Source organism: Aliivibrio sp. 1S175 (genome assembly GCF_001690985.1).
Classification (GTDB): domain Bacteria; phylum Pseudomonadota; class Gammaproteobacteria; order Enterobacterales; family Vibrionaceae; genus Aliivibrio.
In genome coordinates, this window is record NZ_MAJS01000035.1 from 152,646 (window position 1) to 176,752 (window position 24,107).

Here is a 24,107-nt window from a genome sequence, read left to right on the forward strand (position 1 = left end):
TATTCCTAAAAGTGTGATTAATTAGTCAGTAGGTCTAAAATTTCTTGTTCTGTTGTCGCCTTGTGCATGTCGGCAATTAGGTCATCGCCAAATTTTTCAAATAAAGCTTGTAGAGCGTAAATATGATGATCACCACTTTCAGGTGACGCAATCATGAAAAATACCGTAGGTTGGTCGTCTTCTGCATCGTATTCAATTGCTGTTTTTGATACGCCGATAGCAATGGCTGGTTCAATAACAGCGGCGTTTTTAGTATGAGGGTAAGCAATTCCCATATCAGAAGTTACACATTGAGCTTCACGAGCTAGAATACCCGCTAAAAAGTTTTCTTTATTATCAATTCTGTTATTTTTTAATAACATTTCAGCAAGTTCAGAAAATACGCCCTCTTTCGTTGTAGCCTCTAGATTCAATTTAATTAGATTAGTATTTACTAGTGTTGTGATCATGGTATTGCCCTTAAATAATGTTTTTACTTAATTCAAACTGCATTAAGTTGATAAGGGAATAATATGAATTAAACGACTTCTTGGTAAGTTGACATTTAAAGCATTTACTGGACTTTTGTACCCGAGAAATCAAACTGTGATGGCGATAACAAATCTACGATGATGACCAAACAAAAACCATTGACGCACTGAAATAGCCATTTAAAATACATAATAATCAATGCGATAGATTACGAAACGAGAGGTTAAATATACTGAAGCGGATAAAATAACAGACAATTAAATAGAGAACACAGAATTTTGAACTAGACAACATTGTAGCAATTAATAGAGGAGTAGTGATTTAGACTGGTATTAAATGCGAAAACTAGATGAATTTACTTTCTATTTCCCTTCCAGGATTAATGAATAAGTAATACAGAGAGAAAGAACATAAAGAGTCACTAGAAAAGTGATATGAAAATAAATTCCACTTATATTTTACATTGTTCAATTAGCATTCATGAATAATTATTTCACCATGATTCGATAATCTAATGGTGCATAAGTGGTTTATTTTTAAATCATTGATAAAAGTAATTCACGTCCTGAAAACGACAACGATTTGCAATATTACGACTAAGAATACGCATTAATATCACCTTGTTATAAACACTCAAGTTATCTGCTTAAATATCAAGTCAACGTTTAAGGAAGGCACACTTTTTTACTTCAAAGTTAAATAGAGGTAACGTTAAAGTCTAAACTCCCCCCCTACGAAGTAATCAGTAATGTGACTTTAGCTCTGTCACTATGTGTTCCGGCGCTACCGTTTCTAATTGGGAAAGACAACGATTCGCCTCTTTATTTACCATAAGAAGCGTGTCGCATTTTGCATATAAGTAACTTGGATTGGGATCAATTGCATACGCTTGGGTTAACGTATCAATCGCTTTATTAGGCTGTGTACTTCTAATTGAAAGTGCATAAGTGTAACCAATCTTTGCATTATCTTTCCCATACTCATAAGCAATCGAGAGGTGAGATTTGAACTGTTCCACCAACCCTAATTGATGGTTTGTTAATCCTAGACGGTAATGTAAGTTTGCATCTTTTGGGTATACGGTAAGCTGCTCTAATAAAATGCGTTTTGCTTCATCATGCTCCTGATTATTATTCAAGACTTGAACATAGGCTACACTGATGCGAGCATCAGAATATTTTCGATTAAGTCGCTGATAGTTGTCTTTTGATTTTAATAAGTCATTCTGAATCGAGTAAAACCACGCACGTTCGAGATCCGCTTCTAGTGTTTCAGGTAAGCCTCGTAAATAAATATCTATATTTTGCCCCAGATAGTTTTGATAAGATTCAGGTAATATTGGCCAAATAGGAATTAACGCCCTTACCGCTACCGATCTTACTAACTCTGAGTCGTCGTCAAGTAAAGGTGACACCACATCCCATTTTGCTCTTCCTTGCCATTGCTCTGCCGCTTGAACTGACGCAATACGAAGCTCAGGATCCGCCGAACGAGAGGCTCTACCAACCGCTATAATCGCATTAGCCCCTGAAAAGCGACCAAGCTCAATGGTTGCAGAAACACGCTGTGATATTGGTAAACTTGTATTTTGAGAGGATTCAGATAAATATTGTTCTTGCTCCTCAATAGAAATATCTCGCCAACTACCATGAGTCAGTGCTGCGTCATCTGCACGAGAAAATTCAGCATAAAATATCAAATATAATATAGGGATAAATATTTTCAACATTGAGAGTATTTTCATTAGCTGAGTTTTTCATCCAAAATAATTTGAGACAGCTCTTCAGTTTGTACCATTAAAGCGTGCAATAAGTATATTGTTGACGTCTTTTCCATCTCATGTATTTCTAACCATTCATTCAACGCTGAAAGCGTATCTTCATAATTTATATCGCTAGTCATACCGTTTTTTAAATAACCCAAACCTTTTAAACTATCAACTAACTCTGGGTAGGTAATTTCTGGCATTAAAAGTGTTTGTAATTCTGGCGTGTTCACCATGTTAATTACACTGTAATTTGCTTTCACTGACTCATAATTTGATGTTGCTTTCTCATATTTTTGCTGACAATCTTGATGGTTTGGCTTCTGCTGACAGAAATTAAATAACTGTGCAAACTCGGTATATCGCGCTTTTTTATTTTCATAAGCCACTGACATTATTTTGTCTACTTGCACACTATCAAACTCGTACTCCTTTTTTTCTGATGACTGTGCATAGCTTGATAAACCAAATAAACACACGGCGAGTAATACTGTTTTTTTCGGTAATCTCATAATCACTTTCCTTATTTAATGAACTTAATTTTCATTGCGTCAGCGTTAATTTTCTTATGTACGGGATACCCCATGGTTGCAACAATCATTGAAATATAAGGGTCAATATGACTAAAGAATTGCTTCCAACCTGCACATAAGTAATTTAGCCCCGTATCCCCCTCAAGCGTTTTAGTAAAACGATTCTTAGGACACTCGCCATAACAAGCAAATTGATAGGTGCATTGTCGACATTGATTTGGTAAATCACCTTCTTTGGCTTTACCAAAGGCTTCTTGTCCTGATGAAAACTGCATATCCTCTAGGTTTTCATCATTAATATTTCCTAGTTTGTAATCTGGATAAACATAATGGTCGCAAGCAAAAATATCTCCGTTATGCTCAATAGCTAAGCCTTTTCCGCACATAGGCGCAAATGTACATAATGGGTTCACACGCCCCATCCATGTTTCGATACAGGCCTCAAAATAAGGAACATTCACTTGCCCAATATCGTTTGCTAACCATTCATCAAAAATCGTACACAAAAAAGAACCCCATTGTGATGGAGAGACGCACCAAGACTCCACCACGGAGTTAGGATGGCTTGGTTCTAATTCTGGCATGCCTTGAAATAGAATTTCATCATCTGTCCATTTTTGAGGTGCCGTATCACGGAATGATGTTGGCTCAACAATGGGAATAAATTGCAGTTGAGGTGAGCGAATTTCGTCTCTTAAAAAACGATAAACTTCTAATGGATTTGAGCCAGTAAGATTATTAACACAGGTTAATGTTGCAAATCTAACCTTATATTTATGAAGAATATCTACGCCTTTCATGGTTTGCTTAAACGTACCACGACCTGAGCGATTGGTACGATACGCATTGTGGATCATCTCAGGGCCATCAATACTTAAACCAACTAGAAAATTATTTTTGCTTAAAAATTTGCCCCACTCATCCGTTAATAAAGTACCATTTGTTTGTAAGTTATTCTCAATGGTGACACCTTTGGGACAATATTTTTTTTGCAGTTTCACGACATCTCTGAAAAAATTAACACCTAATAATGTGGGTTCTCCACCTTGCCAGTGAAAGACTATGTCAGGGAAGTTTTGTTGCTCAATATAGGTTTTGATATAGGTCTCTAGCATCTCTTCAGACATTTGAGTACCACAGCCTTTTTCATGCCCCAACAACTCTTCTTTGCTTAAGTAATAACAATAAGTGCAGTCAATATTACACGCAGAGCCAATCGGCTTTGTCATGATGTTCATTCTTTGGATTGGTTTGCTACTAGTAGATAGGCAATTTAAATCTTGGGCTTGTGTAGATTGAGCTGTTGTGAACATAGTAAACCTCGATATAAATGCACACGCCTTGTGCTAATAACGTCCAAATCAAAATAGATGATGATGTTTGAAGGGTTATTATCGAGAATTTATTCATAAAGATAACCAGTAAATATACTGATTTTAGGTAGGGACAGGACATCCGAATCGCTTCAATAGCCGCCATTTAATACCATGAAGTGTGATTTCTGTTCTTTCCTAACGAACTAAACCCAACACAAGTGCTGGGCTTAGATTTTTCACCAAAAATATATGTTTATTTATTGATATTGCGCACGCTGCCAAATATTCATTTTCTCAACCATCTGATCGATAGAGAATGAACCAGGAACTTGACGTGGTGGGAACTCTTGGAATGTTTGTAAGAACTGAGCAGTCGAAGCTGCACCTAAGTACATGTATGGTAGATGTTCAACATACCACTTAGTGTATTGACCTTCACGGTCTGCATTCTCATAAGGGTCTTGGCGTAAGTTGTACATTTTCGGAGCGCGAAGCTCATTAAATGAACAGTTCCATGTTTCTAAACCATGGCAATTATTTACGCTGAACATTATTTTGTAATCACCAACACGAACCGCAGAAATATCACCAACATCCGTTGCATAGATGTAAGTTTTACGAGGCCATGATGCTAAGTTATGCTGAGTGTTTGCTTTACCCGTTTCTAACGCAGGCAGCAAGTTATAGCCATCTAAATGCACTTTGTATTTAGTGCCATTTAGTGTTTTACCTTCTTTTAATTCCGCAACAATATTTTTCTCGCCTGCTGCTGCTAAGAACATTGGAGCCCAATAGTTATGTGCTGCCATCTCATTTGCAAATGATCCAGCAGGGATCTTACCAGGCCAACGCATCATTGCAGGAACACGGTGTCCACCTTCCCACGATGAGTTTTTCTCACCACGGAAACGTACTGTACCACCATCAGGCCAAGATAATTTCTCTGCACCATTATCTGTGGTGTATGAAACAATGGTATTGTCTGCGATTTTTAACTCATCCAGTTTATCTAGCAGCTCACCCACCATATTGTCGTGTTCCACTAACCCATCGCCGTAAATACCACCACGTTGAGATATCCCTTTAGATTCTTCTTTTAAGTGCGTCCACACATGCATACGTGTTGAGTTAAACCATACAAAGAAAGGTTTTTTCTCTTTATGAGCTTTATCAATAAAACCCAGGGCTGCTGATAAGAACTCTTCATCCACTGTTTCCATACGTTTGCGCGTTAATGGACCTGTATCTTCAATTTTTCCATCGGCGTATGAGTGAATGACACCGCGCGGTCCAAATTGCTTTTTAAACTCAGGGCTTTTTGGGTAATCAGGATGTTCAGGCTCTTCTTCTGCATTTAAGTGGTATAAATTACCGAAGAACTCATCAAAACCGTGCTTTGTTGGTAAATGTGAATCTAAGTCACCTAAATGGTTTTTACCAAATTGTCCTGTCATATACCCCTTATGTTTTAACATGGTAGCAATGGTTGGATCTTCTTTTCTCATGCCTTGAGTTGCCCCCGGCATACCTACTTTGGTTAGACCAGTTCGCATTGGGTGTTGACCAGTAATGAATGCAGAGCGGCCAGCGGTGCACGAGTTTTCACCATAAAAATCAGTAAATAACACACCTTCATTAGCGATACGATCGATATTTGGCGTCCAATGACCCGCTTGGCCCTTGGTGTAAGCACTTAAATTATCCATACCGATATCATCACCCCATATTGCAAGAATATTTGGACGACTCGTATCAGTTGTTGCGTAACTAGACATAGCTGTAGACGCTAATACCGCACCGATTGCTACTTGTAAAAAGGTTTTTTTATTAAACATAAGTTCAGACCTATAATAATTAAAAATAAAATGTGGATACCTTTTTATTATTCGATCTTTGTGGTTTTAGGTAATCAGTATATTTACTGCTTACCATTTTTTATTTTTATTTTGAAGATCAATTAGACATCCACAACCAACCCCAACAAATGCAACACTTTCATTGAGAAAAATTGACAACAGACCAACAAAACTAAATAATGAAATTATTATAAAAACAAAGGGTTTATACTCAAGTGTCTGATAATTTTAAAAGCTTTGAATCATTACTTATTGAACAGTCAAACATTTTAACTGCCAGCAAACCCCATGAGTTTAATAAGACATTTAAGATTGTCGCAACTCAAGCTCTTGAATGGTTTAACCTTGATAGATTGAGCTTATTCCCAAATTCGATGATCTTACTCAACGATGGAAAAACCATTTCAGTTGCTCGTAATGAGATCCCAGATTTAGTCAAAAACCGTTTTTTAAAAGGAAACTATAAAGATTACCTCAATCTATTAAAATCCAAACAACCTTGGCAAACATTTGATGGCGAAACATTAAAAACGCATAAACTTGATGTCATAAAAGAACTTTATGTGGAAGGCGTTAGGTGGCATGGTGTTGTTAGTTTACAGCTGTTTGGTCAAACTTGGGGGGCTTTAACTTTTTCTCGTTTTGATGACAAACATGTTCAACTTTCTCACCAAGATATGACTCGGCTTAAATTGTTATCTGACACATGGTTATGCTATTGGCAGCACACAACAATTTCTCGTAGTCTTCAAACTGATTCTCAGCAAACAGACAATGAAGGTGAGAAATTACTGCTTTTAAGTAAAAAGCAATGTTCCGTTTTAACGTTATTAGCTCAGGGGCTAACCGCAAAACAATGCGCAGATAAATTATTTTTAAGTTCTCGAACTATTGAGTCTCATAAATATCGCATGCTCGATATTCTCAACTTAGATAATCACAACGAACTTATCCAATTTGCCCTGCGAAATGGATTAGGAATTAAAGACTAGCTACGCTTATCGCTTTATTTTTAGTTTTAGTTCTATTTTTAATAAAGCGATACAACCCTCTCCTTTATTATCTTTTTTATCTTTTTTATCTTTTTTATCTTTTTTAGCAAAAAACAGTAAATTTACTGATTAATCCCATCAATTTAATACGTAACATCCCTCCTAATTTCTTTATCTCCAAAGATAAAGCTCTCTTTTAATTTATACCTATTTAAATAGTTGATTAATCAAATGCTGATTTAAATGGGTATTACACCTTTTGGGAAACGATATGAGTTTGATCTCCATGCCATTCGTTGATACTGGCTTTGATACTGGTCTCCATGTTGTTGCTACCATTGTACTTATTGGTACTGTTTTTGGTGCACTGTATGGCTTTTGGAAATTTCACGAACTGCCAATTCATCATGCAGATAAAAAGAAGCATGGTCAAATGGCCCTTGTCACCACTCTTACCTGGATAGGATTTATCTGGCATTGGGTATGGGTACTAGCAGTCATAATTGCATTTATTGATTCAGAAGAAACCATTCGACGTATCAGAACTATCTGGAACGACAGTACGCCACAACACCAACCAAACCGAGGAGAATAGTTATGTTAGAAGGCTTAGCTGTTTGGGCGCTCTTTATTTATATACTCCGTCTGGTTGGTATTCCGTGGGGAAAACCCTTTAAAATATTTGCTTATGGTGGTGGCTCCGCTTGGCTATTATTCGTATGGGTAGGATTAATTACTTGGGCACCAATGGATCTTTCTGGTGGCTCTGTTGTGCAATCTCCACACATTCAACTTCGTCCGGGTTCAACTCGCATCACTGGCAACATTGAAAGCCTTTATATTTCCCCAAACCAAGAACTCACTAAAGGTCAATTAATCTATGAGATCGATGACGACTCATTTATTACTGCGCTTGATAAAGCTAAAGCACAATTGTCCATTGCGGATATGGCGTATAAGTCGTCTGAACAAGACATTGAAATTTCAGAAACAAATTACCAAGCCGCACTGGAAGACATCGAAATAATCAAAAACCAAATAATGGCATCGCAACACGATTTAAAACTTAAAAAGCGTACCTTAAAACGTTATATGGATCAAAACAGTAAAGTAAAAAACACCATTACTGAAAGCGTGATTGACCAACAAAAAACAATCGTTGAAATAGCAAAAAGCCAGTTAGCCATTCTTAACTCACAATACGACAAATCTCTAATTACATCGAAAAAGAACCAAAATCTACTTCAGAAATCACACATCACCGTAATGAGTAAAAAAGCGGATTACTCAAATAAACAGGCATCGTTAAAACAAGCGGAATGGGATTTATCTCAAACCAAAATTTATGCACCTGCTGATGGTTACGTAACTAACTTTATGGCTCGTGAGGGGCAATTTATTGGGGCCGCTCCTCGTCTTAAAATGTACAGCAATGAAAAATTCGTTCTTATGCGTATTAATCATCAAGCATTCCGTAATATCCATGTTGGGCAAGACGCTGAATTTGCAACCGCTATCTACCCTGGAAAAGTCTTTTCTGCCCAAGTAGAAGGCATTGTTGAAGCAACAGGCGAATCTCAAGGTTCTCTAATAGCCCGCGAAACAAACGTTCGTGCAACAACAGGCAAAAATGTAAAAAACAAACATCACTTTGTCCGCTTAAAAATAAACGAACCTGAAGGCTACGATATACCTGTAGGCGCTGTTGGTTTAGCTTGGGTGAACGCAGAAAAACCCGTTCCGTTTTTAAATTTCTTAAATGTTATACGCGGCATCATCATCCGTATGAAAGCACAGATTTATTACATATACAGTATGTAGATAAACCTTGAAATAGTTCCATCAATCTCATGATTATATTAATAAAATTCACAGAAAGAGAAGCCAATGAATATTGTTTATCTATTTTGTGTACTAATTAACTACCGATAAAACCACTATTTAGCTGAGTTATGTTCCTTATTTATTTTTTGGTTCATACTCAGCTTATTCTTTTTTGGGATCATTATGAAAAAGACACTACTTGCATTACTTCTTTGCTCTTCTTACTCACAGGCAAGCGGCTTACTCTTGCAAGAGGCAGTCACCGCCAATGCCGGTACTGCTGGCGCGGGTGATGGCGTTTATACAGAAACAGCCACCGCAAACTGGACTAACCCTGCAACCATGTCTTACATGGGAGAAAGCAAAACCACCGTTAATTTGATGGTATTGGATCTCAGCATGGACTATGACGACAATCTACAGAACAACAACGGTGAGGCTCATACTGTTATGCCCTCTGCCGGCATTTTTCATGTTCGCCAATTAAGCGAGACCGTTCATCTTGGCATAAACTTTGGTATCGTTGGCGGATCATCCATTGAGTATGGGGATGATTGGGCTGGTGCCGCATATTTAGATAAAGCATTCATGTCAGGAATGCAGATCAACCCAAGCCTAAGTTATAAAATTAATGACAACCTCTCTGTTGCTGTTGGCGCTCAATTTAGCTACGGTCTATTAGAAGTATCTACCTCTTCTCTTCAAACCAATTTAGATACCGATTGGGCTTATGGATTTAATGCCGGAACCATGTACCAAGCAGACAAATGGGCTATAGGTTTAAGTTATCGCTCAAAAGTTACACATGAGTTTGATGTTGAAGCTAATACCATAAATAGAACTATTCCACTTGGCACTGAATTGCTTATCCCAACCATCATAGATCTAAGCGGTAACTATAACTTAACTCCTCAATTGGTATTATTGGCTTCAGTTCAATACCACGGTTGGAGTGATTTCGCTAACACACCAATTTATACTGATTCGCTTTCTCCAAAATCAATCGACCGTAATTGGGAAGATGTTTGGAAATTCGCCATTGGTGCTGACTACCAACTCAATGAAAAATGGGCATTAAAAGCGGGCTTCTCTTATGAGACCTCTCCACAAGATGACCCATCAATGCAGTGGGTAGACCTTCCTGTCGGAGAACAATACCGTTACTCAATGGGAGCAAGTACCTACTGGAACACTAACCGAATCGATTTCTTTTATGAATACGCTGATTTCGGCACAATGGCAATGGATCGTGAAATTGGTCCAGTTCGTGGCCCTAACGCTCCTCTTCCTGATCTTGACGGTACATTCGAAGGACATATCCACTTTGTCGGTATGAACGTAACATTCTAGTGAGTTAAAAGTGAAGCACTGTTGTAAGTGCTTCATTTCTAGCATAAATCAGGCGTAAACAAGAGTAATTAAAAGCGATAATCAACACCAAGAGAGGCTGTTGTTTCATTTGATGATATTTCACCTCTAGAGGTATCATTCAACTGAATCATATCGTATTTAAGCTCAAACATAATGTTGATATTTTTGTCTGCAACTTTGGCTTTTATCCCTTGTACCCACATAATATTCGCCACTTGCATATCAACACCGCCATAAGATGAACCAAGATTCACATTAAATACCGAGAAGTGCGTATCGTTCCAAGGATGTAAGGCATATAAGTTCACTGAGCCCAAATGTGCTTCTTCACCACCTAATGCTGCTGACACTTGGCTTGAGGTGATTTTAGGGATCGGAGAGCCGGCCATTCCTGTTGCTAATTCTGCAATGTCGTTTGTTTTAAAATCAACATAGGTGTAATTTAATGATGGAAAAAACAGAGTACCTTCGTCGCTCGATAGTGGCAACATGTAACCCGCAGTATACATACCAGCCGCTTCATCTAAATGGTAAACATCAACATATACACCACCAAAACTGTCAAAATGCGCAGCACGTAAACGAGCATTATGGGACTGAGTGTAATATTCAGCAAACCCTACCGTTTGTGAAATATCACTGGTTAACCCACTTGCACCCCCACCCGCCAGTAATTTTAATTCACCATCTTCATCAGCAAATACAGCTGCACGAGCACTACTATTACGAGGATCCGCATCATGGTATCCCTCTGTTTTACCCTCGTTAGCACTTACTGTGGCTGACATTAATAAACTGGTAATCACTGCGCCGATTATTGTTTTATTCATAATTTCATCACTCTTATTATTATGGCTAGTCGCCGAATAGTTATTGTGGTATCACTTTAATCACAGATAAGATTTCAAGCCACTTATAGCAATAATAAGCATTACTAATACACCTTAGACACAATGACATTTAACGAGGAGATCTCATGTATAAAAAATACAATCAACAATTAAACCTGAATTATCTGCGTATATTCAATGCTATTTATATGACAAAAAGCACCAAAAAAGCGGCTAAAACCCTCGAAATATCACAATCAGCAGTAAGCCAAACGTTAACTAAAATGAGAGATTTTACAGGGGATAGATTATTTTATTCCGTCGGCTCAGAACTACAAGCCACCGCTCGTGCTGATAAAATTGGACATGGACTGAATGATCACATTTCGCTACTGGACAGAAGCCTTGTCGATCATTCTTTTTTTGAACCAGAAGCTTTTGATGGTGAACTTACTGTCGCGGTCTCAAGTCTGTTTTTAGAAGCATTAGCGACCGAATTAGCCAGCAGCGTAATTTTTGATTCATTTCCTAACGCCAAACTTAACATTACAACATGGACAGATAAAACCATTGAAGAGCTACAGAATGGCACTGTGCACGTTGGCTTAAATTTTGACCCTATTGATGTACCTAAATCTATTCGTGCAATCCCATTAACCACCACTTACCCAGTACTTATCGCTCGTAATGAACATCCGTGGCTGAAAAACGGGATGGCTAAAGATAAGATCCGTGATTATACCATTGGAGGAATGTTACTCCCGGGACTGAATGAACATCTTGCGATTTTAGAAAAACACAACACAGATTCTTTTGATTTTAAATATCGCTCAGCAAGTATGTCGGTCTTAACTTGCCTTGCTGAAAGCTCAGATATGATAGCAATAACAGAGGCTTTATCTGCATCAATGTGTAACGATAAAATAACGACAATACGCGCAGACTGGCTTGAAGATTTAATGCCAACCCGAATTCAACATGCCATCTATTATTTAGAACGAAATCATCAACTTCCGTTATATCACCATATTTGTGAGGTTGTAAAAAAAGTCATTACCGAGAAACTGTCTGGCATTGCCCTAACATCCCTTTCCTCAAAACAATAATGAAAATCAGGTAACTAATAATTAATTTTCCTGGTGGTGCTCTTATTTATTAATCAAACATAAATTTGATAAAAACTCACCGTAATTGTTAACGCTACACGCCGCTCAAAAAAGCTCGAATTAGCTGCAAATGAGGCTCAACCAAATCTTGATGGTTACTTCGATATCCTCCACCAATCACGCTGGCAATAGGAATGCCTTTTTGTTTGGTAAACGAGCTCATCCAAAGATCTCGTTGATATAAGCCTTCAGTTGATACATCCAAATAACCTAGCTCATCATCAATGTGAATATCTACCCCTGCATCATAAATAATCAGATCAGGTTGATGATGATTCACCGCTAATTCAACCACTTGCTTAAACGCCTCTAAGAACTCACTGTCTTGTGTCCCTATTGATAACGGCACATCGTAATCAGAGATGGGTTTACGAGCAGGAAAGTTTTTATCACAATGAAAAGAGAGTGTAATAATGTCGTCGCGATCCGCACACAGCGTTGCAGTTCCATCACCGTGATGCACATCACTATCAATAATTAATACTTTATCAATGTTGTCTTGCTGTAATGCATGATTCGCCGCTATCACTAAATCATTCACCAAGCAAAATCCGCTACCAAAATCGTAATGCGCATGATGGTATCCACCACTTAGATGAATGGCTGCACCATGCTCTAATGCTTTATCTACAGTTAAACAAGTTCCAGAAGTAGAGGTTAAGGTTCTTTGAATTAACGACTCGCTCCACGGAAATCCAATACGTCGCATTTTACCTGCCGGGAGCGTTCCAGAAACTAAAGCATCAACATAGTTTTCATCATGTACTTGTTTAATGACATCGACCGCAAGCGCAATTGGCTCAAAATAACAGAGAGGAGCATTTGAATAATGGGATTGAATCGCTTGATATAAACGTTGGTATTTTTGAATAGGATATCGATGATCTTTAGGAAGATCTAATTGCGAGTAAATTGGATGATAAATTAACGGCAACATGATCAAATAGCCCCATTCAGAAACAAAAAAAGAGCAGCTATTATGGCTGCTCTTTTCCAATAAACAAGGGGGAAGTCGCCTTATAAGTCTAACTTAATTACTTACGGCAGCATTCGTTGCTTGAACTTTACTGAACACTTTATTCGTTAAAATAGTAATAAGTACAGGCAGAAACCAAGAAGTATGAGAAGAGAATAACGGTAACCATTGCTCACAAAAGGCAGTCATACCTTCCGGTAAGGTACCTAAAATATGCAATGCATCAATAGTTCCGAACAATGCTGCAATACATACAATAGTTGTATGGCTCATCGAAATCATCGATTTCTCTGACTCTGTTTTTTCTGGCAGTAAAATCATCGCAATGATCAACGCAATAGCTATTGGACATAAAATAAGAATTGCGGGTAAACTCACTTCGATAATCGTTTCTAACCCTACGTTTGAAATGATAGCCGTAAGCACCATAATTACCGTTGCACTTACTTTAAATGTGACACCGTAAGTATTTTTATAATACTCAGAGTTTGCATTAGTTAAGCCAATTGTTGTCGTTAAACACGCCATTAACGTAATGGCAGCTAATAGTAATTGACCTAATACACCAAACTCTCCTGCCGCATAACTGGTTAGTATCTCACCACCGTTAGTTGCACTCGGTGCAATGCCAGATGATGTCGACCCTAAATAGCCCATCGCTAAATAACATAATGACATTAATACCGAATAAATAACCGCGATGCGTAATGTGTAGTAAGAAATGGCTTTTTTACTCTCAACACCTTTACTGCGAATGGTTTGGATAATTACCCACCCAAATGCTACTGCGGCAATCGCATCCAGTGTCATATAACCTTGGATTAAACCATTAACCGCTGGGGCTTGTTCATAAATCTCAATGGCCTGGCTTGGAGAACCCAATGGATTTAGCAACGCAGCAACAACCAATATCGTAAGCATCGCAATAAGTGCAGGTGTCATTACTTTACCGATGTAATCGACTAATTTACCTGGTTTTAATGCTAACCATAAGGTTAATGCACAAAACAAAGCAGAAAACACCATTAATCCATTACCCGAATAAAATGGCTTAATACCCATTTCATAAGCAACAGTTACTGCTCGCGGTAATACAAATGCAGGGCCTAACGTGGTAAGAACCAAGAACCAAAATGAGCGATCCATCCACTTAGGTAATAATGATGTCAGCTTATCCGCAGAAGATAAACGGCCTAATACGACCAAAGTGATAGCAGGAAGTCCGACAGCAGTCAGTAAGAAACCGCCAATAGCAATAAGCCAATTGTCGCCAGCTTGTTGTGCCATTAATGGAGGATAGATTAAGTTACCTGCACCGAGAAAGAGTGCAAATGTCATAAAGCCGATAGCGGCGAGATCTCTTCTGTTCAAACGACATACCTTTATAAAATGAAACGTGGTGTCAATTTGGCTAGAAGATTATAAAGAAAGGTTCTTATCCGCCAGCCTAACTGACGAATAAAAAATCGTCAGTATCAGTAAATGACAACGACGACAGAGACGAGTGCATAAGCATTATGCTTAGCAGCAGTGAGTAAACCTGCTTGATGTTGCTTGATGTCTGTAGACATAACTTACACACTCTATAAAAAATAATTGTCCTTAAACTAAAGGAAAGCCAACAGATTGTAAAGACTAATTATCTAATGAATATCTATTATTCTATTTATGTACAAAATAACAGATAATGTATTATTGATAAACATGTCATATATAATTGATTAATAAAGATATTCAAACACCCGAAAAAATACACGGGTGTTTGAATAATACTAAATAAACTTATTTAACTGCTGCCACAAACGCAATTTCAACTAAATAATCAGGATCAGCTAACTCAACCTTTAAACATGCACGGCTTGGCGCACAACCTTCAGGCAACCATTTTATCCACGCGTCATTAAATATGGCTAAATTAGAAAAATCAGTCACATAAATAGTCACTGATACCAATCGTGATTTATCACTGTTTACGCTTGCTAACATCTCTTCAGCTTGTGCAAAAACTTGCTCAGTTTGACCTCGCATATCTGCACTTTCGTCACAAGCAACTTCAACAAAATGCGCCATCTTGTTAAAGACAGTAACATCAGACCATTTTTCGCTTGGATTAATACGTTGAATATCCATTTTTCACTTTTTAAAATAGTAAGGTAAATAGACGCAAATTTTACCAGAAGATTCTAAATATTCATCGAATATATTCAACAATCTACAAATGTCATATCAAATCACCAAAATTATTCATTACTTACCATAACTGATGCTTCCTAAATGGACTTATCGATTATCAAATTGATTCTTATTTTGAAAAAATGGAGATTATTTATTTAAAACCTATAAAAAAAAACAGAAATTGACGAACAACAGAATAAAAAAACATTTATATAACAATAACTAAGAACCTTACAAATAAAAAAACCAACAACATAACTAAATCTGGTACAGCCATTGCTTGTTATAAATACGTGAATAAAAAGGTATTTAAATGCACTAACTGACCTTGCTTGTATATTGGTAATTTCCATACTGTATCCCAATTCGCATTTAAGAAAACCGAGTTGTCTTTATTTACTACGTAATTTCAAGTTCATGTATCTATTCATTGTGCTAGGACATCCCTATTAAATAGAAGTAGAGGCTTATTATGAAATATAAACAACTTTTTTCCTTTATTGCACTCACTGCTGCGACTATCCCTGTTTGTGCAACTTCTGTAGATTTGGATTTTTCAAATCATGTAGAGGCTACTAATTTAAATAATAGCTTTGGTCCTTCTTATGATGGGCCTGTAATGCATTTTCTTAATGTCGGTATTCACAATGGAAAAACCATTGACGCTAAAGTAAGCAGTGAAATATTCGGAGATGCGACTTTCTTATACCACACTCCAAATTATAAAAATGGGGTTAGCCAACCCGAAGGCGATATCGGTTTTCTATATCAAACTAACTCAGCAGGGCCTGCGGGTCTTGTTTATACGTTTGAATTTTACGACGGCACCGGTGGGCTATCTGGTACGTTCTCAGTACCTTACTCAGTTCCTGAATTTGATATGATTGGTTATGATATTGATGGCGAGCCAGTCCAATCAGAGCAAGTCAGAGTCTTCAAGAATGAAGGGTTTTACAGTTATCAGACCGGCTCAGCTGAAGCGAGCTTAACCGTAGAAGAAAGTCCTGATGGACAATCCGTATTGTTCAGTGGTCCGGGAACCAATTACAGCGAAACCGACACCTCTGGGGCCGTAAAATTTACCTTCAAAAACACATCTATTGTTACGCTTCAATTTGAAACAGTTACCAGCAGCAGCAGCTCTTTTCCAAACCGAATTTTCTCTGCTTTTGACGGTAACTGGGACTTAAATGGTTTTACTTCCCCGGTTCAAAGTTCTGACGAATCAGATTTCGGTGACGCTCCTAATAGCTACAGTACATTGCAAGCAAGTAACGGGGCTGAACATGCAATCTCATCAACCCTATATCTAGGGGCAAGTATCGATGCAGATACCGACGGCCAACCAAGTATCGCTTCAAACGGAGATGACTTAGATATTGGCGGTAACGATGACGATGGTATTACGGTATTAACAAACTTAGAAGTAGGTTTAGATTCTTTAATTAGAGTTAACGTTGTTGGGAATGGTTATTTACAAGGTTGGGCCGATTGGGACATGAATGGTACTTTTGATGACGGTGAACAGATCATCACAAACTATTCGGTCACTAACGGCCAACAAATCATACCTATACGAGTTGGTGATAATGCGGTTATTGGATCAGTCCAAACTCGATTCCGTTTATCTAGCAGTCCAGACATCCCAAGCGGTGGATATGTTGGTGACGGTGAAGTCGAAGACTACGTGTTTACTGTAACTGAATCAGGAACGACGGTGCAACACTCTGGATACTATACCGCGGCTTTCGAAGATAATTGGCCAGAAACAGGGGATTTCGATCTTAATGACGTAGTCACCTACTACCGTACAACGATTATAAGTAAAGACGACAAAGTAATTCGATTTGACCTTACCGGTAGTATTACCGCATATGGCGCATCTTATGGTAACGGTTTAGCTTGGAAATTGAGTGGATTTGAAGAATCAGATATTAATCTTCCATTATCTCGAGTAGAAAAAAATGGTTCAACTCGCCCAAATATCTCACCATTCACAGGTGAAGATAAATCCGTACTTTCTCCAGGTGGTGATCTGATTGTTATCGCATCTTTAAACTTGCTTAACGACATACCAATCAACGCAGAGTGTCAGTTCCACCGAACTAATCCGAATTGCAGTGCATCGTTAGAATCAGAACAAATGACATTTAGTATCTCTCTTCCCTTCAATGAAGGAGATGAACCAAGTGTGAGTTCATTATTACCTTTAAACGGCTTTGACCCATTCATTTTTGCTCCGGGACACGGCTCATACCATGGGGATAGTTTCTCTGTCGCTCCAGGTAATGAATTAGAAATACATACGGCAGGGTTCCCACCGACAAGTAGAGGCTCGTTAGTTGATGACTTCTATGGAATAGCTCAAGATGATTCAGACCCTACAAATAATAAATATTACCGTACTACTGAAAATATTCCATGGGGAATATTAATTTCATCACCTTGGAATCATCCATCAGAGTATATTGATATTAGCCATGCCTATCCCGATTTCGCAGCATGGGTTACATCAGGAGGAACATCTAACCCAACGTGGTACCTTAATCCAGAAGCCAGCAAAACTTGGTCAACAGAAGACTAATCAGGAGTATTTATGAAAAAGATTAATTTATTACTAAGCATTGCAGGCATATCTCTTCTTTCGGCTTGTGGTGGCAGCGATAGCGGCGGCAGTAGCAACAATGATAGTTCAGTACCAAGCTCGGTTTCAGTCGCTAATGGGATCCGTACAAGTGAGCTATCTGCGCCTGAAGGGTTTGCATTTTCAACAGAACGAGAAGTCACCTTTAATCTCTCTGTTGCAAACTCTCAAAGTGAACGAGGGTTTATGTCAATATATACAGAGTTCAACGAAGGTGTTGTTGATTATACCTCTCAAATAATAGTAACCCCTATGAATGACCAAACCGTCTTTGAGAGTATTATAACGCTCCCAAATCACGTTGATAAAGTGTGGATTGAAGTTTGGTATCCTTCAGCAATAGGGAGTAAAATTAGTAGCTCGGTAGATATAGTTGATAATAATGTAAGTGCGGTTCTGTAAAGCTAAAAATAAAAAAACGGCCTTAATATTTGGGCCGTTTTCCTTATTTATGTTCTACATTACCGAGTCTATCTTCTACATCTTTAAATAGTTGATTAGCATTCAATAAATTAGTGAAGCAAATAAAAATCATACCTTCTTTAAGTTTAAAAACCAAGTTCGTTCCAGAACGATAATTACTTATATCTATTGCCAATACTTGATCCCATGTATATCTAGCATTATCAAAGTAGTGGTGGTTTGTTGGATCTTCAATGTGAAAGAGGATTCCATCCTCAAAAACCACAATAAAATGTTCTTTATCCAAGATCCTTTGTTCTACTTCATATTCTTTATAAGAGGTATACCCAAAGCCACCAATAATAATCAATACAAGTAAACCTATGCATATACCCAACATATCTCCAGATGACGAAAATAAGCTAAACAATAGCAAAGCTATTATCATTAAAACTGACGAATATGTCTTTCTTAACACTGTATTTATTTTATATGGATATCTTTTCAAAATAGTTATTCCAGATAGATTATCTGAATACTCTATCATTAAACTAATAACCACATGATAATTATGAACAAATAAAAAATTAAAGTGCGACACATTTATTATTTATAATCCTCAAATTCAGGAATAACATGCACACTCATAATTTTTCCAATAAGAGAAGGGAAATTAAAATTAGACGCTGTTTTTACGACAACTAAATTTAATTCTTTAATAACAACAATATCTTGCCCACCATAACCTTGTGCTAAAATCGCAGAATATTTTTTGCCATTTACATAAAATGTTGTATTCCACCAAAAATAGCCATATTTTTTCCCTGTTAAATTTGTATCAATAAGTGGCTCGGTTGATTCAATGAGATAATGTTTATCTACAAGTTGTTTACCATTCCAATTACCATCGTTAAGCACAAGTTGTCCTATTTTCAACATATCTCTTGGCCTTAAAAAAGCACCACCAGCTACATTGGTACGATTATCATTTTGCTTAAGCCAGTAAGCATTCTTAAAACAAAGCGCTGAAAGTGGACCTTCCTTAGTATACTCACTCATCGGTGATTGATTTGTTGCTTGACTAATAACTTCACCAACAACAGAAACAAAACCACCACTATAATTAAATCTATCACCGGGATTTTCAACAAGAGGTTGTTTAAGAGTAAATGCGACAGAGTCTTCGCTGAATATTTCTTTATGACGAATATTTTCAGGATTAGAGTAAGAAGTATCCCATTCATTCCAATAAAGCCCGGCCGACATAGTAAGAAGATTCTGTAATGTTATTTTTTCTTTCCCATCATGAAGGTATTTTTTATAATCAGGTAATAACAGTGGAAGTGTTTGCTTTACATCCACTATTTTATTCTCTTTAATCGCTGAAGCAACTAATAATGAAGTTAGACTTTTACTTACTGATTGAATCATATGTGGCTCGTCAGCATTCCATCCATTAAAGTAACGTTCCACAACTAATTGACCATCTTTCAAAATTAATAAACTATCAATATTTTTGTAAACATTCCTTCCTTTTTCAACTTTAGAAATAAGCGCATCAATATTTTCATATTTATCAGTCGTATTATTTAATGACGAGGCAGGATAGCTATCGTCACAGACATCTATATCTGAACTACTAAAGTTTGTCATTTGTTTATCTGAGCCATATAAAACAGGTATGAATTCGTCCTGTGGGAGATCTACTCGTTCATATACAGAATGAATACCAAATAAACTAACCATTTTTTTCTGATACCTTCCTTCTATTTTATCTTCAAAATATCCGGTTATATCAATGGTGATATCTTTCGCTCTAAATTTACCGTCATCATAAATAAATAACTCAACTGAACCAGAAGATGCGCTACCAAAATAGCGATTATTATGATTTTTAATAATAATATAAGCTGAATCTCCTCTATAAATACCACTATAAGGATCTATCTCTGATGAAAGAGAAGTAGTAGATAATGAGCATAAGATAACAAACAAAAAATAGACTCTAAGCTTTAAACAACCAAATAAAAATGAACTATATCTGAACGATAGTAATCTCCATTTTAGGACGGATATCAAACTAACACCTGTAATTACCATAATATATCCTTATATTAAATTACGTATTTATATCTATAAACATTTAACCTTACGATTATTTATATATATGCACTAGTTTTTCATGATGCATATCAACCTTAAGTTAAATAATTTACTTAATAGCTCGCTGAACTAAAGTATTCATATAATAAGTAATTGAATATAAGAGTAAAACTTTATATAAATAGATTATCGAATGTGAAAGCTATTTTTGTGATTGAGTGTTGATTTAAAGCCTTAATTGTTACATCTAATTCTTCCTCTTTTTTCAAAGTTCATAGTAGATATAGTTCGTTAAACCACAAATTCATGTCATCTGTACAGAGCCATCACTACAAAAAAACGCCATCACAATGGATGGCGTTATTATATAAATTTAACAAATTAGATAACTATTTTTCTCTTGATTTGTTCTTATGTCTCTCTAGCTTTCCTTCCCAATATGTAGCCCCTTTAATGCCTAATTTTACTGGGTCAAAAGTATAAGTTGTTACACCTCTTTTTTGCTGTTCTTCATAATCTTTCAGCGCTTTAAGTGCAGGCTTAGACATAAAGAAGATAATTAAAATACCCACAATATTCAGCCATGCCATTAAACCAACCCCCACATCACCCATCGCCCATGCAAGATTTGCCGTTTTAATGGTTCCGTAGAATACCGCAGACATAATTACGATTTTAAGTATAAACATCATGCCATCGACTTTAAACGTACGACGAATGTAAGCAATGTTTGTTTCTGCAATATAGTAGTAAGCAAGAATAGTAGTAAAAGCAAAGAAGAATAGAGCAAAAGCAATAAAGATTTTACCAATACCAGGTAGCGTGCTCTCAATCGCCATTTGAGTAAACATCGGGCCATTTGCACCAACATTCGCTGCTAGATTTTGTACTAAAAATACCTCTTCACCACTGCCGTGAACATTATAAGTACCTGTAATTAAGATCATGAATGCGGTAGCGGAACAAACTAACAAAGTATCGATGTAAATAGAAAACGATTGAACCAAACCTTGCTGTGCAGGATGCTCAACACTCGCAGCAGCCGCAGCGTGAGGTCCCGTCCCCTGACCCGCTTCGTTAGAATAAACCCCACGTTTAACACCCCAACCAATTGCGGCACCAAAACCGGCCATTGGAGTGAAGGCATCACCGATGATCATCCCAAAGATTGTTGGTACTTCAGAAATGTTTAATAGGATAATAACAAAAGCAAGAATGATGTATGCCAATGCCATGAAAGGCACAACAATTTGGGTGAAATGAGCGATACGTTTAACGCCACCAAAGATGATAAAGCCAAGGATCACTGAAATCACAGCACCAGTAAAGATTTTAGCAAAACTAAATACCCCAATACCAGTATCAATCATGCCACCAGTACCAAACGCAGTTTCTACTGCATTACCAATACTGTTTGATTGCACACCGGGAAGTAACACGCCACACGCAAAAATCGTCGCAATAGCAAATATCCACGCATACCATTTTTGACCCATCGCTTTTTCAATATAGTAAGCTGGACCACCACGGAACTGCCCTTCATCTTCTTCTTTATATATTTGCGCTAAGGTTGATTCAGCATACGCTGTCGCAGCACCTAAGAAAGCAACAACCCACATCCAGAATACAGCACCAGGGCCACCAAAACCGATAGCAGCGGCAACCCCCGCAATATTACCCGTACCAACACGGCCAGATAATGAAACGGCTAATGCTTGGAATGAGCTTATCCCTTTACTTGATTCTTTGTTAGATACAAGTAAACGACACATCTCTTTAAAATGGCGAATTTGAACAAACCGAGTTTGAATGGAGTAAAAGAGACCCGACCCTAAGCAGAGATAAATCAACACAGGGCTCCAGATTATGCCATTGAGAAAATCAACGATATCTTGCATATAAAATCCTTTTTATTTATTAATACGGCTTAAAACTTAACCAAACCATACCCTATTAAGTAACAATAAGTTAACAACAAAAGACTTCGTAAAGATAAAAATGTGAATTAAAGCACTAAATAGTGGGTAATCTAAAAAAAACGATGAGATAAAACTGACAAGATAATAATTGATGATTATTCGTACTGCTTACGCACGCAGTGACCAATATTTAAGCAATAAGTGATGAGGTAATAGTTAAAAATAGAAGATTGAAGGAGAAATGCCTAGAAAAACGTCATTTCTAGGCTTATTAAATTAAACGATTTTAACCCCTGCAGGCATTAAACGTTCTGGCGTTAATAGCACGCTTTCTGATTCATCTTCAGTCTCCGCACACAACAGCATACATTCTGATGTTTCACCGCGCATTTTCGCTTTTGCTAAATTACACAGCACAACCACTTGTTTGCCCACTAATTCTTCTTCTGTGTAATAAGGCACCAAACTAGTCACGGTTTGTAGATTCTTCTCACCCACATCAATTTGTACTATATAAAGCTTATCTGCATTGTCGTGACGTTTTACCTCTGTAATTTTTCCAACACGAATATCTAATTTTGCAAAATCACCGTATGCAATTGTTTCCATTTTACTTTATCCTTAACTTACGCTTAATGTTAACGTTTACATTATCAGTAAAATACAATTGAGCAAGAAAACAGCATTGAAAATTTACTAAAATTTTAACTTGATCAAATTACAAGGTTTAGCAGTCATTATGGCAACCATAAAAGATGTAGCAAAGGAAGCTGGTGTATCTGTTGCCACGGTTTCTCGTGTGGTAAACAAATCCCCTAAAGCAAGCAAAGCGGCAATAGAATCCGTTAGCTCAGCAATGAAGAAATTAGGTTATCGTCCTAATGCAAATGCCCGAGCCTTAGTAAGCAAAAGTACGAATACCATTGGTGTAATGGTCGGTGATGTGTCGGATCCTTTTTTTGGTTCGATGATAAAAGCCATCGATAATGTCGCTAAAACCCATCAAAAACATTTATTGATTGGTAATGGTTACCACGATGAACAAACAGAAAGAGAAGCTCTTGAGCTTTTAATAAACAACCGCTGCGAATCTCTTGTTATCCACTCAAAAGGATTACCCAATAAAGAATTGATTCAATTTGCAGAGGAAATTCCTGGTTTAGTGCTTATTAATCGCCATATCCCAGAAATTTCAGGTCGCTGCATTTCATTAGATAACCAACAAGGCGCACAAATAGCGACTGAGCATTTAATCTCACAAGGCCACTCACACATTGCTTATATTAATTCTGAACACGATATTGATGATTCACATCACCGTAAAGCGGGTTATTTAAGCGCATTAGAAAAAAACAACATCCAACTTAACAGTACTTATATCATAGAAGTAGAGCCAACAGATGAAGGTGGAGAAATAGCTATAAATCAATTACTCGAGCGTAATTTACCAATCACTGCCATCGTTTGTTATAACGATTACATGGCAGCTGGGGCATTATCAGCGCTTGAAGAACACGGCATATCTGTACCTGCTGATATTTCTTTAATGGGATTCGATAACGGCTTAATTGCTAAATACCTTTACCCAAAGTTAAGTACCATAGACTACCCTATTCAAACCATGGCAGAGCATGCCATCAAATTATCATTAGCTTTAGTCAAAGGAAATGGTGATGGTGATGGTGTTCAAGGCCAAAAATTTGAGCCTCAATTAATTGAACGATCATCAACCGCAAAGAAATAAAAAAGGGTTACCTTCTATTG

The 24,107-nt window shown here is 37.3% G+C and carries 21 protein-coding genes; 8 read left to right on the plus strand and 13 right to left on the minus strand.

Going from position 1 to position 24,107, the window contains the following annotated elements; translation table 11 throughout:
• Nucleotides 1–17: 17 nt before the first annotated feature.
• From A6E06_RS12135 to A6E06_RS12155, 5 genes are all read right to left on the minus strand, one after another.
• Nucleotides 18–449, minus strand: coding sequence for a PTS sugar transporter subunit IIA (locus A6E06_RS12135; RefSeq protein WP_065593466.1), 432 nt, complete (start codon nucleotides 447–449; stop codon nucleotides 18–20).
• A 764-nt stretch (nucleotides 450–1,213) separates the two neighbouring features.
• Nucleotides 1,214–2,200 carry a HEAT repeat domain-containing protein gene (locus A6E06_RS12140; RefSeq protein ID WP_065593465.1) on the minus strand — a complete coding sequence of 329 codons (987 nt, stop codon included), beginning with the start codon at nucleotides 2,198–2,200 and terminating at the stop codon, nucleotides 1,214–1,216.
• 14 nt (nucleotides 2,201–2,214) lie between these two features.
• On the minus strand, nucleotides 2,215–2,748 hold the full coding sequence (locus A6E06_RS12145) for a hypothetical protein (RefSeq protein ID WP_065593464.1): 534 nt from the start codon (nucleotides 2,746–2,748) through the stop codon (nucleotides 2,215–2,217).
• Between the two features lie 11 nt (nucleotides 2,749–2,759).
• Nucleotides 2,760–4,007, minus strand: coding sequence for an anaerobic sulfatase maturase (locus A6E06_RS12150; protein WP_369688550.1), 1,248 nt, complete (start codon nucleotides 4,005–4,007; stop codon nucleotides 2,760–2,762).
• Between the two features lie 335 nt (nucleotides 4,008–4,342).
• Complete coding sequence (locus A6E06_RS12155) at nucleotides 4,343–5,860, minus strand: arylsulfatase (RefSeq protein ID WP_255312091.1); 1,518 nt, start codon at nucleotides 5,858–5,860, stop codon at nucleotides 4,343–4,345.
• A 296-nt stretch (nucleotides 5,861–6,156) separates the two neighbouring features.
• Here A6E06_RS12155 and A6E06_RS12160 point away from each other — a divergent pair, with 296 nt between their 5' ends.
• The 4 genes from A6E06_RS12160 to A6E06_RS12175 all read left to right on the plus strand — a co-directional run bounded on the left by A6E06_RS12160 (nucleotide 6,157) and on the right by A6E06_RS12175 (nucleotide 10,107).
• Complete coding sequence (locus A6E06_RS12160) at nucleotides 6,157–6,933, plus strand: response regulator transcription factor (RefSeq protein WP_065593461.1); 777 nt, start codon at nucleotides 6,157–6,159, stop codon at nucleotides 6,931–6,933.
• A gap of 271 nt (nucleotides 6,934–7,204) precedes the next feature.
• Nucleotides 7,205–7,528, plus strand: a complete 324-nt coding sequence (locus tag A6E06_RS12165) for an MFS transporter (protein WP_065593460.1) — start codon at nucleotides 7,205–7,207, stop codon at nucleotides 7,526–7,528.
• A gap of 2 nt (nucleotides 7,529–7,530) precedes the next feature.
• Nucleotides 7,531–8,754: an HlyD family secretion protein gene (locus tag A6E06_RS12170; RefSeq protein WP_065593459.1), complete on the plus strand. Its 1,224-nt coding sequence runs from the start codon at nucleotides 7,531–7,533 to the stop codon at nucleotides 8,752–8,754.
• 186 nt (nucleotides 8,755–8,940) lie between these two features.
• A complete protein-coding gene (locus tag A6E06_RS12175; RefSeq protein ID WP_065593458.1) occupies nucleotides 8,941–10,107 on the plus strand; it encodes an OmpP1/FadL family transporter in 1,167 nt (388 codons plus the stop codon).
• 68 nt (nucleotides 10,108–10,175) lie between these two features.
• Here the strand turns inward: A6E06_RS12175 and A6E06_RS12180 are convergent, their stop codons facing one another.
• Nucleotides 10,176–10,958 carry a hypothetical protein gene (locus A6E06_RS12180; protein WP_065593457.1) on the minus strand — a complete coding sequence of 261 codons (783 nt, stop codon included), beginning with the start codon at nucleotides 10,956–10,958 and terminating at the stop codon, nucleotides 10,176–10,178.
• Between the two features lie 146 nt (nucleotides 10,959–11,104).
• Here A6E06_RS12180 and A6E06_RS12185 point away from each other — a divergent pair, with 146 nt between their 5' ends.
• Nucleotides 11,105–12,064 (plus strand): LysR family transcriptional regulator, encoded by a 960-nt coding sequence (locus A6E06_RS12185; RefSeq protein WP_065593456.1) that lies wholly within the window; start codon nucleotides 11,105–11,107, stop codon nucleotides 12,062–12,064.
• 94 nt (nucleotides 12,065–12,158) lie between these two features.
• On the opposite strand, the gene A6E06_RS12190 is transcribed toward A6E06_RS12185, so the two are convergent.
• From A6E06_RS12190 to A6E06_RS12200, 3 genes are all read right to left on the minus strand, one after another.
• The gene (locus A6E06_RS12190) at nucleotides 12,159–13,061 is read right to left on the minus strand and encodes a histone deacetylase (RefSeq protein WP_065593455.1); all 903 of its coding nucleotides are present in this window, start codon (nucleotides 13,059–13,061) and stop codon (nucleotides 12,159–12,161) included.
• 93 nt (nucleotides 13,062–13,154) lie between these two features.
• Complete coding sequence (brnQ, locus tag A6E06_RS12195; RefSeq protein ID WP_083190326.1) at nucleotides 13,155–14,471, minus strand: branched-chain amino acid transport system II carrier protein; 1,317 nt, start codon at nucleotides 14,469–14,471, stop codon at nucleotides 13,155–13,157.
• Between the two features lie 411 nt (nucleotides 14,472–14,882).
• The gene (locus A6E06_RS12200) at nucleotides 14,883–15,230 is read right to left on the minus strand and encodes a RidA family protein (RefSeq protein WP_065593453.1); all 348 of its coding nucleotides are present in this window, start codon (nucleotides 15,228–15,230) and stop codon (nucleotides 14,883–14,885) included.
• 517 nt (nucleotides 15,231–15,747) lie between these two features.
• Between A6E06_RS12200 and A6E06_RS12205 the strand changes: the two genes are divergently transcribed.
• Both A6E06_RS12205 and A6E06_RS12210 read left to right on the plus strand, forming a co-directional pair.
• Nucleotides 15,748–17,859, plus strand: coding sequence for an LruC domain-containing protein (locus A6E06_RS12205; protein ID WP_065593452.1), 2,112 nt, complete (start codon nucleotides 15,748–15,750; stop codon nucleotides 17,857–17,859).
• Between the two features lie 12 nt (nucleotides 17,860–17,871).
• On the plus strand, nucleotides 17,872–18,321 hold the full coding sequence (locus A6E06_RS12210; RefSeq protein WP_065593451.1) for a hypothetical protein: 450 nt from the start codon (nucleotides 17,872–17,874) through the stop codon (nucleotides 18,319–18,321).
• A gap of 43 nt (nucleotides 18,322–18,364) precedes the next feature.
• Here A6E06_RS12210 and A6E06_RS12215 read toward each other — a convergent pair whose 3' ends face one another.
• The 4 genes from A6E06_RS12215 to A6E06_RS12230 all read right to left on the minus strand — a co-directional run bounded on the left by A6E06_RS12215 (nucleotide 18,365) and on the right by A6E06_RS12230 (nucleotide 22,952).
• Nucleotides 18,365–18,868, minus strand: a complete 504-nt coding sequence (locus A6E06_RS12215; RefSeq protein WP_141676961.1) for a hypothetical protein — start codon at nucleotides 18,866–18,868, stop codon at nucleotides 18,365–18,367.
• Between the two features lie 59 nt (nucleotides 18,869–18,927).
• Nucleotides 18,928–20,421, minus strand: coding sequence for a serine hydrolase (locus A6E06_RS12220; protein ID WP_083190327.1), 1,494 nt, complete (start codon nucleotides 20,419–20,421; stop codon nucleotides 18,928–18,930).
• Nucleotides 20,422–20,813: 392 nt separating this feature from the next.
• On the minus strand, nucleotides 20,814–22,322 hold the full coding sequence (locus A6E06_RS12225; protein ID WP_065593448.1) for a sodium:alanine symporter family protein: 1,509 nt from the start codon (nucleotides 22,320–22,322) through the stop codon (nucleotides 20,814–20,816).
• Nucleotides 22,323–22,619: 297 nt separating this feature from the next.
• The gene (locus A6E06_RS12230; protein ID WP_065593447.1) at nucleotides 22,620–22,952 is read right to left on the minus strand and encodes a tRNA-binding protein; all 333 of its coding nucleotides are present in this window, start codon (nucleotides 22,950–22,952) and stop codon (nucleotides 22,620–22,622) included.
• Nucleotides 22,953–23,082: 130 nt separating this feature from the next.
• Here A6E06_RS12230 and A6E06_RS12235 point away from each other — a divergent pair, with 130 nt between their 5' ends.
• Nucleotides 23,083–24,087, plus strand: a complete 1,005-nt coding sequence (locus tag A6E06_RS12235; RefSeq protein WP_065593446.1) for a substrate-binding domain-containing protein — start codon at nucleotides 23,083–23,085, stop codon at nucleotides 24,085–24,087.
• The last annotated feature ends 20 nt before the right edge of the window (nucleotides 24,088–24,107 follow it).